The organism is Pseudacidovorax sp. DMC4, assembly GCF_056314265.1.
The window spans coordinates 663,028-676,055 of the sequence record NZ_JBQUYR010000001.1; the positions used below are offsets into that span (position 1 = coordinate 663,028).

Annotated in this window: 8 protein-coding genes; 6 read left to right on the forward strand and 2 right to left on the reverse strand. The window is 71.8% G+C overall.

Translation table 11 applies throughout. The annotated features are described in order from the left end of the window. Nucleotides 1-81 precede the first annotated feature (81 nt). From ACT54X_RS03060 to ACT54X_RS03085, 6 genes are all read left to right on the forward strand, one after another. Complete coding sequence (locus tag ACT54X_RS03060; protein ID WP_476344952.1) at nt 82-2,532, forward strand: HAD family hydrolase; 2,451 nt, start codon at nt 82-84, stop codon at nt 2,530-2,532. Then, nucleotides 2,529-5,129, forward strand: coding sequence for a methyltransferase domain-containing protein (locus tag ACT54X_RS03065; protein ID WP_476344954.1), 2,601 nt, complete (start codon nt 2,529-2,531; stop codon nt 5,127-5,129). The genes ACT54X_RS03060 and ACT54X_RS03065 overlap by 4 nt, the downstream gene beginning before the upstream one ends. Nucleotides 5,130-5,217: 88 nt before the next feature. Continuing rightward, complete coding sequence (locus ACT54X_RS03070) at nt 5,218-6,384, forward strand: EscU/YscU/HrcU family type III secretion system export apparatus switch protein (RefSeq protein WP_294369654.1); 1,167 nt, start codon at nt 5,218-5,220, stop codon at nt 6,382-6,384. 17 nt (nt 6,385-6,401) lie between these two features. After that, nucleotides 6,402-8,474: a flagellar biosynthesis protein FlhA gene (gene flhA, locus ACT54X_RS03075; RefSeq protein WP_476345105.1), complete on the forward strand. Its 2,073-nt coding sequence runs from the start codon at nt 6,402-6,404 to the stop codon at nt 8,472-8,474. A gap of 61 nt (nt 8,475-8,535) precedes the next feature. Further along, the gene (gene flhF, locus ACT54X_RS03080) at nt 8,536-10,050 is read left to right on the forward strand and encodes a flagellar biosynthesis protein FlhF (protein WP_476344956.1); all 1,515 of its coding nucleotides are present in this window, start codon (nt 8,536-8,538) and stop codon (nt 10,048-10,050) included. 47 nt (nt 10,051-10,097) lie between these two features. Then, nucleotides 10,098-10,817 carry an RNA polymerase sigma factor FliA gene (locus tag ACT54X_RS03085; RefSeq protein ID WP_294369901.1) on the forward strand — a complete coding sequence of 240 codons (720 nt, stop codon included), beginning with the start codon at nt 10,098-10,100 and terminating at the stop codon, nt 10,815-10,817. Nucleotides 10,818-10,851: 34 nt separating this feature from the next. Here the strand turns inward: ACT54X_RS03085 and ACT54X_RS03090 are convergent, their stop codons facing one another. After that, nucleotides 10,852-12,060, reverse strand: a complete 1,209-nt coding sequence (locus ACT54X_RS03090; protein ID WP_294369659.1) for an NADH:flavin oxidoreductase/NADH oxidase — start codon at nt 12,058-12,060, stop codon at nt 10,852-10,854. Then, complete coding sequence (locus ACT54X_RS03095; protein WP_476344958.1) at nt 12,057-13,016, reverse strand: MBL fold metallo-hydrolase; 960 nt, start codon at nt 13,014-13,016, stop codon at nt 12,057-12,059. Before ACT54X_RS03095 ends, ACT54X_RS03090 begins: the two co-directional genes overlap by 4 nt. Between the last annotated feature and the right edge of the window lie 12 nt (nt 13,017-13,028).

Genomic DNA, 13,028 nt, shown 5'->3' on the forward strand with positions numbered 1-13,028 from the left:
GCCACGCCGCCGCATATCGGCCCTTCGGCGCAAGGATGCCGCCCCTACAGTGGCAAGGCCCCGATTGCGTCGAAAGCGACCATGCCTCCTTCCACCCTCCGGCCCTCCGAGTTGCCCGCACTGCCGGCGCTGCTGCCGCCCGGCGTGCGCACGCTGTCGCTGGACTGCTTCGACACGCTGCTGTGGCGCCGCGTCGCGCAGCCCATCGACGTGTTCCATGCCCTGCAGCAGCGGCCTGCGGCCCAGGCAGCGGGCCTGACGGCCGCCTGGCGCGCCATCAGCGAAACACAGGCCCGGCGCCGCAAGGAGCTGCGCACCGGCCTGCCCGAGGTGACGATCGACGAGATCTACCGGCAGGCCTTGCCCGAGGCCACGGCCGCGCAGCGCCAGGCGCTGCGCGACGCCGAGTTCGACTGCGAGGCCGAGGCGGGCTTCATCCATCCACGCACGCTGGCACTGATCCGCGAGGCCAAGGCCCGCGGCCTGCGCGTGATCATCGTGAGCGACACCTACTGGAGCGCCGCCGAGCTGCGCCGCCTGCTGTGCCGGGTGATGGACGACCCCGACTGCGCGGGCATCGACGCCATCCACTGCTCCAGCGAACTGGGCCGCGGCAAGAGCGCCGGCGGCTGGAAGGAGGTGCTGCGGCGCGAAGGCGGCAACCCCGCCCATCTCTTCCATGTGGGCGACCATCCGGTGGCCGATGCCGAGGCCGCACGCCAGGCCGGCATCGGCGCGGCCCAGTTGCTGCCGCTCGACGAGACCACCACGGCCCAGGCGGGCGACCGCCTGCAGGCCGCGCTGCAGCTGATGCCGCAGCTGCGTGCGGAACGCCCCGTGCCCAGCCTCTTCCACGGCGTCCTCTCGCTGGGGGACGAGCAGGCGGCCACGGTGGCCGATCGCATCGGCCATGGCGCCGTCGGACCGATCCTCGCGGCCTTCGCCGAATTCATCCTCCAGCAGCAACAGGCCCTGGCCGCACGCGGGCCGCAGGTGCGCACGGCCTTCCTGATGCGCGACGGGCACCTGCCGCAGCGGGCCTGCGAGGCCCTGGCGCCGGGCGTGCTGGACGCCAGTGCGCTGCACATCTCGCGCTTCGCGGCCATCGCCGCCTCGCTGCGCACGCAGGACGACGTGCTGGGCGTGCTGGCCAGTTCGCTCAGCGTGCACACGCTGGACATCCTCGCGCGCCAGCTGCTGCTGCCGCCCGACATGGCACGCCAGCTGGTGGCCCAGGCCAGGCGGCAGCCAGACCCGGCCCGCGCCTTCGCCAATGCCGTGCAGCAGCCGGCCGTGTTGCGCACCATCTTTGCGCAATCGCAGACCTACGGCCGCCGGCTCGTCGCCCATGTCCGCAGCCGCACCGGCGTGCAACCGGGCGAGCGGCTGATGCTGGTGGACCTGGGCTATGCGGGCACGGTGCAGACCGCGCTGGCGCCCGTGCTGAAGGAAGCCCTGGGCGTGGAGCTCTTCGGTGCCTACCTGCTCGCACGCAATGCCACGCTGCATGGACCGGACCGCCGCGCCCTCATCGATGCGCACTGGGCGGACGAACGGCTGGTGGTCGCGCTCACCACGTTCATCGGCATCTTCGAGAAGATCTGCGCCCTGGCGGCCCCCAGCACGGAGGACTACGACGACGACGGCACGCCGCGGGCGGCGGCCGGGGCGCGCCCGCGGGTGGCATCGCCGCAGGTCGAGGCGATGCAGGCGGCCTGCCTGCGCTTCGTCGCACAGTGGCGCGATTGGCCTGCCGCCTGCCGCGGCCCGGCGGACCTGGTGGAGCTGGGCATCAATGCCGCAGCCGACCTGGGGCGGCTCGTCTACTTTCCCTCGCCCGAAGAGACCGAATGCCTGGCCGGCCTGCAGTTCGACATGAACCTCGGCTCGTCGCTCGCCCATCCGGTGATCGACCTGGCGGCGGCAGCGCAGGAGTTCCGCCGGGAGGGCTTCGCCATGCTGACGCACGACTTCCGCGATCTCCGCGTGGGGCATCCCGCCGAATTGCGGCACCTGGATGCGGGACTGTCCAACCTGCTGCTCGACGCCGTGCGCTTCGGCTTTGCGCTGGACGCCGGCCGCGGTGGCCAGCGTCGGCAGCAACTAGCCGTCCTGCTGGCCAACCGCACGCAGCATGCCCTGCAGGAAGTGACCGCCATCGCCACCCATGACGGCTACCACCAGCTGGTGCTGCCCCTCAGTGCCAGCTTCGACATGAGCGTGCTCTGGGGCCGCCATCTGCGCTGCATCCAGCTCGACGCCATCCAGCGCCTGACCCTCGGCACCCTGCAGGATGCGCCGGTCGACCTGCAGCTGGGCCGCGATGTGCTGCTGGACCAGGCCGCCTTCGACGACGACGGCCTGCTGCGCCTGGAGCCGGGCGGAATGATGTACGTCCCCGCCGCCCGCGCCCCCGTGGCCCCGGGCACCGTGCTGCGCATCGTCTACCGACCCCTCGTCGAGCGCGGCACGGTGCCGGCCGCCCATCCCTCCCCCGCAGCCGATGCCGCGGCACCGGAGCTCGTTTCGTGAACGCCCCGCTCGCCGCCTTGCCCGCGCCCTTGTTCGCCCGGCGCGCCGCGCAGCTCTGCCTGGGCCCGACCGCGCCGCTGTGCCTCGGCAGCTCGGCCGAACTGCTCGCCGAGCTGCTGGGCCCTGCCGATGCCGGCGCCCCGCGGCTCGTGGGCGCCGACGCTGCGATGGACGTGCAGGCAATGCGCAGTGCACTGGGTGAATGGCCGCGCGCGCGCGGCGCTAGCACCCCTGGCATCGCCTGGGCACTGCGCTGGGCGGACGCGGACGGCCCCGGCCTGCGGGCCCAGCTCGATGCACTGCGCGCCGCGGGCGCGCAGGATCTGCTGGCCCTCGTGGCCGAACCGCCCGCTGGACTGCCGGCCGCCGCCGCCCGCGCGCACATCGAGCGCCAGGCCTTCGCCGCGGGCTTCCGCAAGCATCCGGCCTACCACCTGTGCCTGCCCTACGAGGCACTGGACGCCGACGCGTGGCCGCTCGTCGTGCCGCTGCAGCGCATTCCCGATGCGGCCTTGGCGGCGTATCCGCAGGACCAGCTGCTGGCCGAGCGCGACCTGCACATGGACATGCTGCGCGAGACCGGCGAGCGCGCGGACGCCCACCTCATCCGTTACCAGTGGGCCGCCAGCCTGGCCCGCGCCGGCGACCGCGTGCTCGACGCCGCCTGCGGCCTGGGCTATGGCAGCTACATCCTGGCGCGGCACAGCACCTGCGCCAGCGTCACCGGCATCGACGGCAGCGCCTATGCCATCGACTATGCGCGGCAGAACTTCGCCACGCAGGACGAGCGCCTAGCCTTCCACGCCGGGTACCTGCCGCGCGACCTGGCGCAACTGCCCGACGCCAGCTTCGAGCTCATCGTGTCCTTCGAGACCCTGGAGCATGTGGAGGAGCCGCAGCAGACGCTGGCCGCCTTCGAGCGCCTGCTGGCGCCGGGCGGCCGCATCGTGGTCAGCGTGCCCAACGACTGGAGCGACGAGACCGGCGAAGACCCCAACCCGCACCACCTGCATGTCTACACCCTGGACCGGCTGCGGCGCGAGTTCTCGACGCATTTCGTGCGCGACCGGCTGGTGCAGCAGATCGCCAGCGGCTGCAAGTCCGGCCTCAACGGGGGCCAGTGGATGCGCATGCCGCGCACCTGGCGCGAATTGCCGGCCGAGACACGCATGCCGCCCGACAGCGAGTGGTGGATCATGGGTGGCCACAAGCCGGCACTGCAGCCGGCGGTCGACCTGTCGCACATCAGCTATGCCACGGCCCAGCGTCCCTGGCGGCGCGTGGCCGGCGCGGCCCAGGCCCCCATCGCCCGCGGCTTGGTGCTGGCCATGCACTGCGTGCCTGCCAGCGTGGACCCGCGCGTCGAAGCCTTCTGGCTGGCGCTGGCAGAGCAGTTGGCCAGCCAGGGCCTGCGCCTCGTGCTCCTGGCCACCACGGCCATCGAGACGCCAAGGCTGGACGCCCTGCCGATCCCCTTCGCGCTCACCGACTTCGCCCGCTGGCGCGGCCAGCCCTCTCAGGGCATCGCCATCGAAGAGCAGGACATCCTCGACACCGTGGCCTGGTACCGCTGCAGCTATGCCGAGGCCGAAGACGCGCAGCGCGTGGCCCATGAGTTCCTGGGCGATGTGCTGGACCAGCTGCGGCCCTGCGCCGTGCTGGGCTGGCAGAGCCTGAACCCGGTGACGCGCCGCCTGCGCCACCTGAGCCGTGCGCGCGACATCCCCTTCTGGTCGGTGGAGCGCGGTTGGCTCAAGTACACGCTCATGGTCGACACGGGCGAGAACAACGGCCTGAGCGAGCAGACCACCAGCCTGGCGCTGGGCCATGCCGCCGCCACCTGCGCCGAAGAGCCAGGCCAGGTTGCCGCACTGGTCGAGCGCATGCGGACCATCGACTCGCCCGACCGCTACGACGCGCCCGCCGAACTCGACCGGGCGGCCGCAAGAAGCGCCTGGGGCATCGGCGACGAGGACTGGGTGCTCGCCTTCTTCACGCACGGCGAGCCCAGCCTGCACGGCCGTGACCAGGACTGCCTGGCCGACCTGCACGATTGCAGCCACGCCAGCCTGCAGGCGCGCGTGGACGCCCTGTGCGAACGCGTGATGGCCGACGGTCACTGGCTGCTGGTGCAGGAGCATCCCTTCAACGTCGCCGCCGGACGCGTGCTGGCCTTGCCGGCCCATCCGCGCATCCTGCGCGTGCAGCAGAGCACGGCCACCGTATTCGGTGCGGCTGACGCCCTGCTCTTCACGCTCAGCACGCTGCAGTTCGACGCCGTCTTCACCGGCAAGCCCGTCGGCCTGCTGGCGCGCAGCCTGCTCGCCCCGGTGGAGGGCATGCCCTGGATGCGCGAGGCCGCACAGGCCCAGGACTTCCTGGGCCTGCTGCGCGACACCGCGGCCTGGCCGGCCACGCAACAGCGGCTGCTGCAGCGCCTGGCGCACTGGCAGGCGCAGGCGCTGCTCGATCTCCATGGCGACGCGCTGGCACCCGCGGCCGGCCGCCTTGCGGCGCACCTGTCGCAGTTCGAACGGCCGCTGGACGGCGGCTTCGACCAGCGCGTGGACCGGCTGCTCCAGCGCTGGGGCGGCTGAATAAGGGGCACGGGCCGCCCCTTATCCGGCTTTTGAAACATCACCCGCTGCCGAGAATGCCCCGAACCGCCCACCGCCGTTCGCGCCCATGTCATCCAGCAGCCAGGACAAGAAGCTCCCCGCCACGCAGCGGCGCCTGGACCAGGCCCGCCGCGACGGGCAGGTGCCCCGCTCGCGCGACCTGACCCACCTGGCCGTGGTGGGCACCGGCGCGGTGGCGCTGCTGCTGCTGGCCCCCACCGCCTTCGGTGCGCTGCGCGACGCGCTGGCCGCGGCCCTGCATTTCAATGCCGCCGATGCCATGCGCCCCGCCGCCATGGGCGAGCGGCTGACGCAGCTGGGCCTGCTCGGCATCGCGGCCTGCGTGGGCTTTGCCGCCATCGTCATCGCGGCCTCGGTGATCGCCACGCTGGCCACCGGCGGCTGGGTGATGAGCGCCAAGGCCATCACGCCGGACCTCGATCGGCTCAACCCCTTCTCCGGCCTCGGCCGCCTCTTCAGCAAGCAGCAGGCGAGCACCGTGCTCAAGCTGGTGCTGCTGTCGGCCATCCTGGCCTGCGTGGGCTTCGTGTACGTGCGCGGGTCCATGGACGCGCTGGCGCGCATGGTGCTGATGCCCGCCCCCGGTGCCCTGCCCTACTTCGCCGACTGGCTGGTGCAGGGCACCGCGCTGGCGATGCTGGTGCTGGTGGCCGCCGCCGTCGCCGACGTGCCGCTGCAGGGCTGGCTGCACCGCTCACGCCTGCGCATGTCGCACGAGGAGGTGAAGCAGGAGCACAAGGAGACCGACGGCAACCCGCACGTCAAGGGCCAGCAGCGCAAGGCCGCGCGCGCGATCCTCCAGCGCGCCAGCATCACGGCGGTGCCGCGCGCCGACTTCGTGGTGATGAACCCGACCCACTTCGCCGTGGCCTTGCGCTACGACGAGACCAACATGGCCGCGCCGCACGTGATCTCCAAGGGCTCAGACCTGCTGGCCATGAAGATCCGCGACATCGCCAAGTCGCACGACATCCCGGTCATCCAGTCGCCGATGCTGGCCCGCGCGCTGTATGCCCATGCCGAGATCGACCAGCCCATCCCCAGCCAGCTCTTCACCGCCGTGGCGCAGATCCTCGCCTATGTGTACCGCCTGAAGGCCGCCATCGCCGGCCGTGGCGCCTGGCCGCAGACCGTGCCCGAACCGGTGGTGCCGGCCGAGCTCGATCCGCTCAACGACCCCAAGGCCCTGGCCGACCTGGAGGATGAGGCATGAACGCCCTCCAGCGCACCATGCAGGGCCTGTTCGGCGACGGCCCCGACTCCGCCGGCCTGCAGCGACTGGCCGCGCCGCTGCTGGTCATCGCCATCCTGGCGCTGATGGTGCTGCCCATTCCGGCGTGGATGCTGGACGGCTTCTTCACCCTCAACATCGCCGCCGCCCTGATGGTGATGATGGTGGCGGCCTATATGACGAAGCCGCTGGACTTCGCCGCCTTCCCCACGGTGCTGCTGCTGACCACGCTGATGCGCCTGTCGCTCAACGTGGCTTCCACCCGCGTGGTACTGCTCGAAGGCCACACCGGCCCGGGCGCGGCCGGCGCGGTGATCGAGGCCTTCGGCCACTTCCTGATCGGCGGCAACTTCGCGGTCGGCCTGATCGTGTTCGCCATCCTGGTGGTCATCAACTTCGTGGTGGTGACCAAGGGCGCGGAGCGGATCGCCGAGGTGTCGGCCCGCTTCACGCTCGACGCCATGCCCGGCAAGCAGATGGCGGTGGATGCCGACCTCAATGCCGGCACGATCAACGAGAAGGAGGCCCGCCGCCGCCGCGCCGAAGTGGCGGAAGAGGCCAACTTCTTCGGCGCCATGGACGGCGCCTCCAAGTTCGTGCGCGGCGACGCGATGGCCGGCATCCTGATCCTGGTCATCAGCGTCGTGGGCGGCTTCACCGTCGGCGTGCTTCAGCACGGCATGCCGGCCGGCGAGGCGGCCAACAGCTATGTGCTGCTGGCCGTGGGCGACGCGCTGGTGGCGCAGATCCCGGGGCTCCTGATCTCGGTGGCCGCGGCCATGGTGGTCTCGCGCGTGGGCAAGGAAGACGACGTGGGCCGGCAGATCGTGCAGCAGGTCTTCACCTCGCCGCGCGCGCTGGGCCTGACGGCCGCCATCCTGCTGCTGCTGGGCAGCGTGCCCGGCATGCCGCATGTGGTGTTCCTGAGCATGGCCGCGCTGCTGGGCTGGGGCGCATGGACGATGGCGCGCCGCCGCCGCATCGAGGCCGAGACGCCCAAGCCCAGCGAGCCACCGCCCGAGGCCGACGCCACCTGGGCCGACCTGCAGCCGGTGTCGCTGCTGGGCCTGGAGCTGGGCTACCGCCTGATCACGCTGGTCGACAAGAACCGCCAGGGCGACCTGCTCACCCGCATCAAGGGCGTGCGCCGCAAGTTCGCGCAGGAGGTGGGCTTCCTGCCGCCGGCCGTGCATGTGCGCGACAACCTGGAGCTCAAGCCCAGCGCCTACCGCGTGACGCTGCGCGGCGTGGTGGTGGCCGAGGGCGAGGCCTTCCCGGGCATGTTCCTGGCCATCAACCCCGGCGGCATCGGCACGCCGCTGATCGGCACCGCCACCACCGACCCGGCCTTCGGCCTGCCGGCCACCTGGATCGAGGCCCGCTATCGCGACAGCGCACAAATGGCGGGTTTCACGGTCGTTGATCCAGAGACCGTGATGGCCACCCATCTGTCACATTTGATGCAGACCCAGGCAGGACGCCTGCTCAGCCGATCCGAAACACAGCAACTCGTGGAACACGTCAGCCAGTACAGCCCCAAGCTGATCGAGGAAGTGGTGCCCAAGCTCATCCCGATCGCCACCTTCCAGAAGGTGCTCCAGCTGCTGCTGGAGGAAGGCGTGCACATCCGCGACATCCGCACCATCGTCGAGACCCTGGCCGAGCATGCGGCCGTGGTGACCGATGCCGTGGAGCTGGCCCGCCGCGTGCGCGTGGCACTGGCACCGGCCATCGTGCAGCAGATCTACGGCCCGGTGAAGGAGCTGGACGTGATCGCCATCGAGCCCGGCTTCGAGCGCCTGCTGATGCAGGCCCTGGGCAACGCACAGGGCCCGGCACTGGACCCCGGCGTGGCCGACACCTTCACCCGCAGCGCGGCCGACATCGCCAACCGGCAGGAAGAGCGCGGCGTGCCCGCCTGCCTGCTGGTGCCCGACGCCATCCGCGGCGCCATCGCCCGCCTGGTACGCCGCACGGCGCCTCGGCTGGCGGTGCTCTCGCACAGCGAGATCCCCGAGACCCACACCATCCGCATCGGGCCCATCCTGCGCGGTGGCGGCGCGGCCGCCTGACGCGCGCCGTGCCCCCCGCATCGCCCCCATCGTCCGCCTTCAGCCGCTGCCCGCCTGAATCATGAACATCCAACGCTTTCTGGCCCCGACCGCACGCGAAGCCATGGCCATGGCCCGGGCTGCCTTCGGCGACGACGCGCTCATCCTGTCGAACAAGCAGACCGAGCAGGGCGTGGAGGTGATGGCCGCGTCCGAGGAGTCTCTGGCCGGCCTGCAGGAGGCCGCCTCCGCGCGTCCTGCGGCGGCGTCCGCGCCGGCCGCCCCGGTGACGCCTGCTGCAGCGGCCGTCGTGCCCCCACGCACGCCCAACCTCGCGGAGACCTCGGTCGAGGAAGACGCCAACCGCCTGGCGATGAGCACCCTCTCCTTCCAGGACTTCGTGCGCGAACGCATGCTGCGCAAGCAACTGGGCGACGCGGCCGCATCGACTGCCGCCGCCCTGCCCGCCGGCCCGGCCGCGGTGGCCGCGCCCAGCCAGGCCGCCGGCGCGCGTGCGGCAGCCCCCGTGGCCGCGATGCCCTGGAACCCCGCCGCCGCACAGCGACCCGCGCCGCTGACCGGCATGCCCTTGTCCGCGCAGCGCCCGGCAGTTGCTGCCGCCGCCGAACCCGCGCCGGCCGGGGCGATGGTTCCCGCCCAGGCCCTCTCCGAGGTGATGGCCGAACTGCGCGCCCTGCGCCAGATGGTCGAGACCCGCTTCGAGGCGCTCTCCTGGCTGGGCCGCGCGCGCCAGGACCCGGCGCTGGCCGATCTGATGCTGCGCCTGGTACGCGCGGGCTTCTCGGCACCGCTGGTGCGCGCCGTGCTGCAACCCATCGCTGCCGGCACCGACGCCGCCGCGGCCGAGGCCCATGTGCTGGCCACCTTCACGCGCCTGCTGGCCATCGACGAGCAGGCCGTGCCGCTGGAGGACGAAGGCGGCATCCTGGCGCTGGTGGGCGCGACCGGCGTGGGCAAGACCACCGCCATCGCCAAGCTCGCCACACTGTGCGCGCGCAACCATGGCGCCGCCAGCGTGGGCCTGATCACGCTCGACACCCAGCGCGCTGGCGCCCATGAGCAACTGCGCGCCTTCGGCCGCAGCATCGACGTGGTGGCCCACCGGGCCCATGACACCGCCGCGCTGCAGGAGCTGCTCGCCCTGCTGGCGCACAAGCGGCTGGTGCTGATCGACACCGCGGGCCATGCCTCGCACGATCCGCGCCGCCAGCAGCAGATGGCGCAACTGGACCTGCCCGGCGTGAAGCCGCTGGTCGTGCTCAACGCCGGCGCCCAGGGCGACGCACTGGACGAAGTGGCCCAGGCCTTCCGCGAAGATGGCGCGCGCCACGCGCTGCTCACCAAGGTCGACGAGGCGGTCAAGCTCGGCCCCGCGCTGGACGTGCTGATGCGCCATGGCCTGCAGTTGCGCGGCCTGGGCTGCGGCCAGGTGGTGCCGGACGACTGGCGCATGCCGCGCACGGCCGAACTGCTGCGCGAGACCTTCAACGCCCCGTTGCGTGGGGCCTTCGAGCCCCGCTGCGTGGACGACCTCGACCTTCTGCTTTCCCCGGCACAATGCAGCACTCGGCGCTGAACCACGGGGACCGACCCGCCATGCTCGCCGCCGCCGCTCTCCAGAAGATGTACACCGCCAAGGGCCGCCTCGACCGCGACGCATTGATCCGCCAGTATGTGCCGCTGGTGCAGCGCCTCGCCCACCACATGGTGGCCAAGCTGCCGCCCAACGTCGAGGTGGACGACCTGATCCAGGTCGGCATGATCGGGCTGGTCGACGCCCTCTCGCGCTTCGACGCCACGCAGGGCGTGCAGTTCGAGACCTTCGCCACGCAACGCATCCGCGGCGCCATGCTCGACGAACTGCGCGACGGCGACTGGATGTCGCGCGGCTCCCGCAAGAGCCAGAAGCAGATCGAGCAGGCCGTGGTGCGGCTGGAGCACAAGCTGGGCCGCGCCCCGCACGAATCCGAGATCGCCGCCGAGCTGAACATGCCGCTGGCCGAATACCAGTCGCTGCTGGGCCGCGTGCGCGGCACCCAGCTGCTGTACCTGGAGGACATGGGCGGCGAGGGCCGCGACGACGAGGAGGCCTTCCTCGAACGCCATGTGGCCGACAACGAGGCCGACCCCATGAGCGTGCTCAAGGACCAGCGCCTGCGCAGCGCGCTGGTCGCGGCCATCGAGTCGCTGCCCGAGCGCGAGCGCTACATCATGGGCATGTACTACGAACACGACATGAACCTCAAGGAGATCGCGGCCGTGCTCAGCATCACCGAATCGCGGGTGTGCCAGCTTCATAGTCAAGCCGTCGCGCGGTTGCGCGCCAAGATGCGCGGGCACTGACGACGCGAGCGCCTGAAGAGCGCCGCGTGGCCTCTCAGCCAGCGTGCTGAGATCCGGCAGCTTCCTCGGATCGCGCGCGCGCCAACGCTGGCGCGCGCTTGGCCAACCAGACGCCGTGCCGCACCGGCCAGCGCCGGAACTGCGGATCGGCCCCCAGGGCCTGGGCCGCGTGGTGGGCCCAGTACGGGTCCCACAGCGCCTCGCGGCCGAGCGCGACCAGGTCGGCCTGGCCGTCGCGCAGCACCGCCTCCGCCTGCTGTGCGTCCACGATCATGCCCACGGCCTGCGTCCTCACACCGGCAGCCTCGCGGATGCGTGCGGCGAAGGGCACCTGGAAGCCCAGCCCACGCGGCACGGGCAGCGCCTTCGTCTCTTCGGTGAGGCCACCCGAGGAGCAGTCGATCACGTCCACGCCACGCTCGGCCAGGGCGCGGGCGAGCAGGACCGAGTCCTCCAGCCCCCAGCCACCCACGCTGCCATCGACCGCCGACAGGCGGCAGAACAGGGGCTTGGCGGCGGGCCACACGGCGCGCACCCGCGCGGCGATGTCCAGGGCCAGCTTCATGCGCCCCTGCAGGCCGCCGCCCCAGGCGTCCTGCCGCTGGTTGGCGTGGGGCGAGAGGAAGGCGGCGACCAGATAGCCATGGCCGAAGTGCAGTTCCACCACATCGAAGCCCGCGCGGTCGGCGCGCACGGCGGCCTGCACGAAGGCCTCGACCACCGCCTCGATCTGCGCCTCGTCCATGGCCTCGGGCGCCGACCAGCCCGGTCCCGCCGGCAAGGCGCTCGGGCCCAGACGGGTCCAGGGCAGACGGTCGGCCTGCATCTGCGCATCGCCGAGCGCGGCGCCACCCTCCCACAGCGGCTGGCTGCCGGCCTTGCGGCCGGCATGGGCCAGCTGCACGCCGATGGCTGCGCCGTTGTCGTGCACGAAATCCACCACGGCCTGGAGGGGCGCGATCTGGCTGTCGGACCACAGCCCCAGGTCGGCCGTGCCGATGCGCCCGCGCGGGTCCACCGCCGTGCTCTCGGTCAGGATGAGGCCAGCACCGCCCAGCGCGAACTTGCCCAGGTGCACCAGATGCCAGGCCCCGGCCTGCCCGTCCTGGGCGGCGTGCTGGCACATGGGCGAGATCACCACCCGGTTGGCCAGGGTGAGGCCGCGCAGCTGGAGGGGCTGGAAGAGCCGAGGCCCCGACGCGTCCGGCGTCCCGGCACCAGCGTCCATGGTGGCGCCGGTCAACCTTCCAGCGCCTTCCACATCTCGAGGTCGCGCTCGGCGGTCCAGATGCGCGGGTCGGCGTACTGCGTGGCCTCGTCGTAGCAGCGGGTCACGTCGAAGGGCATGCAGTGGTCGAAGATCACCCAGTGCCCGTACTTGGGCTTGAGCGCGGCATAGGTGGCGCGGTAGACGGCATTCAGGTCCTGCCCCGCCGCCACGCCGGCCTGCACGCTGGCGTACACGTCGGCGATGAACTGCCGCGTCTCGGCCAGGCCCTGGGCCACTTCCTGCGGCGTGGTGAGCGCGGCGCCACGGCCCGGCACCAGCACCTGGGGCTTCAGTGCCTCCACGCGGCGCAGGGTTTCGGGCCAGTCCTTGAAATAGGCGTCGCCCGCATAGGGCGTGGCGCCGAACTCGACCAGGTCGCCCGACAGCAGCGCCCCCTCGCTCGGCAGCCAGGCGACGGTGTCGCCCTTGGTGTGGCCGCGGCCCAGCTGCAGCAGTTGCACCTCCAGCTTGCCCAGCCACAGGGTCATGCGGCCGGTGAAGGTCATCGTGGGCCAGGTCATGCCGGGCGGCACGGTCTCGACGTTGCTGAACAGGCGCGGGAAGCGGGCGATCTCGCTGGCCTTGTCGGCCTCGCCCCGCTCCACGATGAGGTCGTAGGTGTCCTGGCTGGCGATGATCTGCTCGGCCCCGTAGGCACTGGCGCCCAGCACACGCACCGCGTGGTAGTGGGTGAGCAGCACGTAGCGGATGGGCTTGTCGGTGACCTCGCGGATGCGACGGATCACGTCCTGCGCCATCGCGGGCGTGGCCTGGGTGTCGGCCACCAGCACGGCGTCGTCGCCGATGATCACGCCGGTGTTGGGGTCGCCCTCGGCGGTGTAGGCCCAGGCATGTTCGGAGATCTGGGTGAAGCTGATCTTCTTTTCTTCCAGGTCGGCCTGGCTGGCGAATGTCTTGGTGGCGGTCATGGGGGTCCTTGG

Coding starts and splice junctions, on each gene's coding strand:
- ACT54X_RS03060 (WP_476344952.1), top strand. CDS start 82: ATGCCTCCTTCCACCCTCCGGCCCTCCGAGTTGCCCGCACTGCCGGCG.
- ACT54X_RS03070 (WP_294369654.1), top strand. CDS start 5,218: ATGTCATCCAGCAGCCAGGACAAGAAGCTCCCCGCCACGCAGCGGCGC.
- flhA (WP_476345105.1), top strand. CDS start 6,402: ATGCAGGGCCTGTTCGGCGACGGCCCCGACTCCGCCGGCCTGCAGCGA.
- flhF (WP_476344956.1), top strand. CDS start 8,536: ATGAACATCCAACGCTTTCTGGCCCCGACCGCACGCGAAGCCATGGCC.
- ACT54X_RS03085 (WP_294369901.1), top strand. CDS start 10,098: ATGTACACCGCCAAGGGCCGCCTCGACCGCGACGCATTGATCCGCCAG.
- ACT54X_RS03095 (WP_476344958.1), bottom strand. CDS start 13,016: ATGACCGCCACCAAGACATTCGCCAGCCAGGCCGACCTGGAAGAAAAG.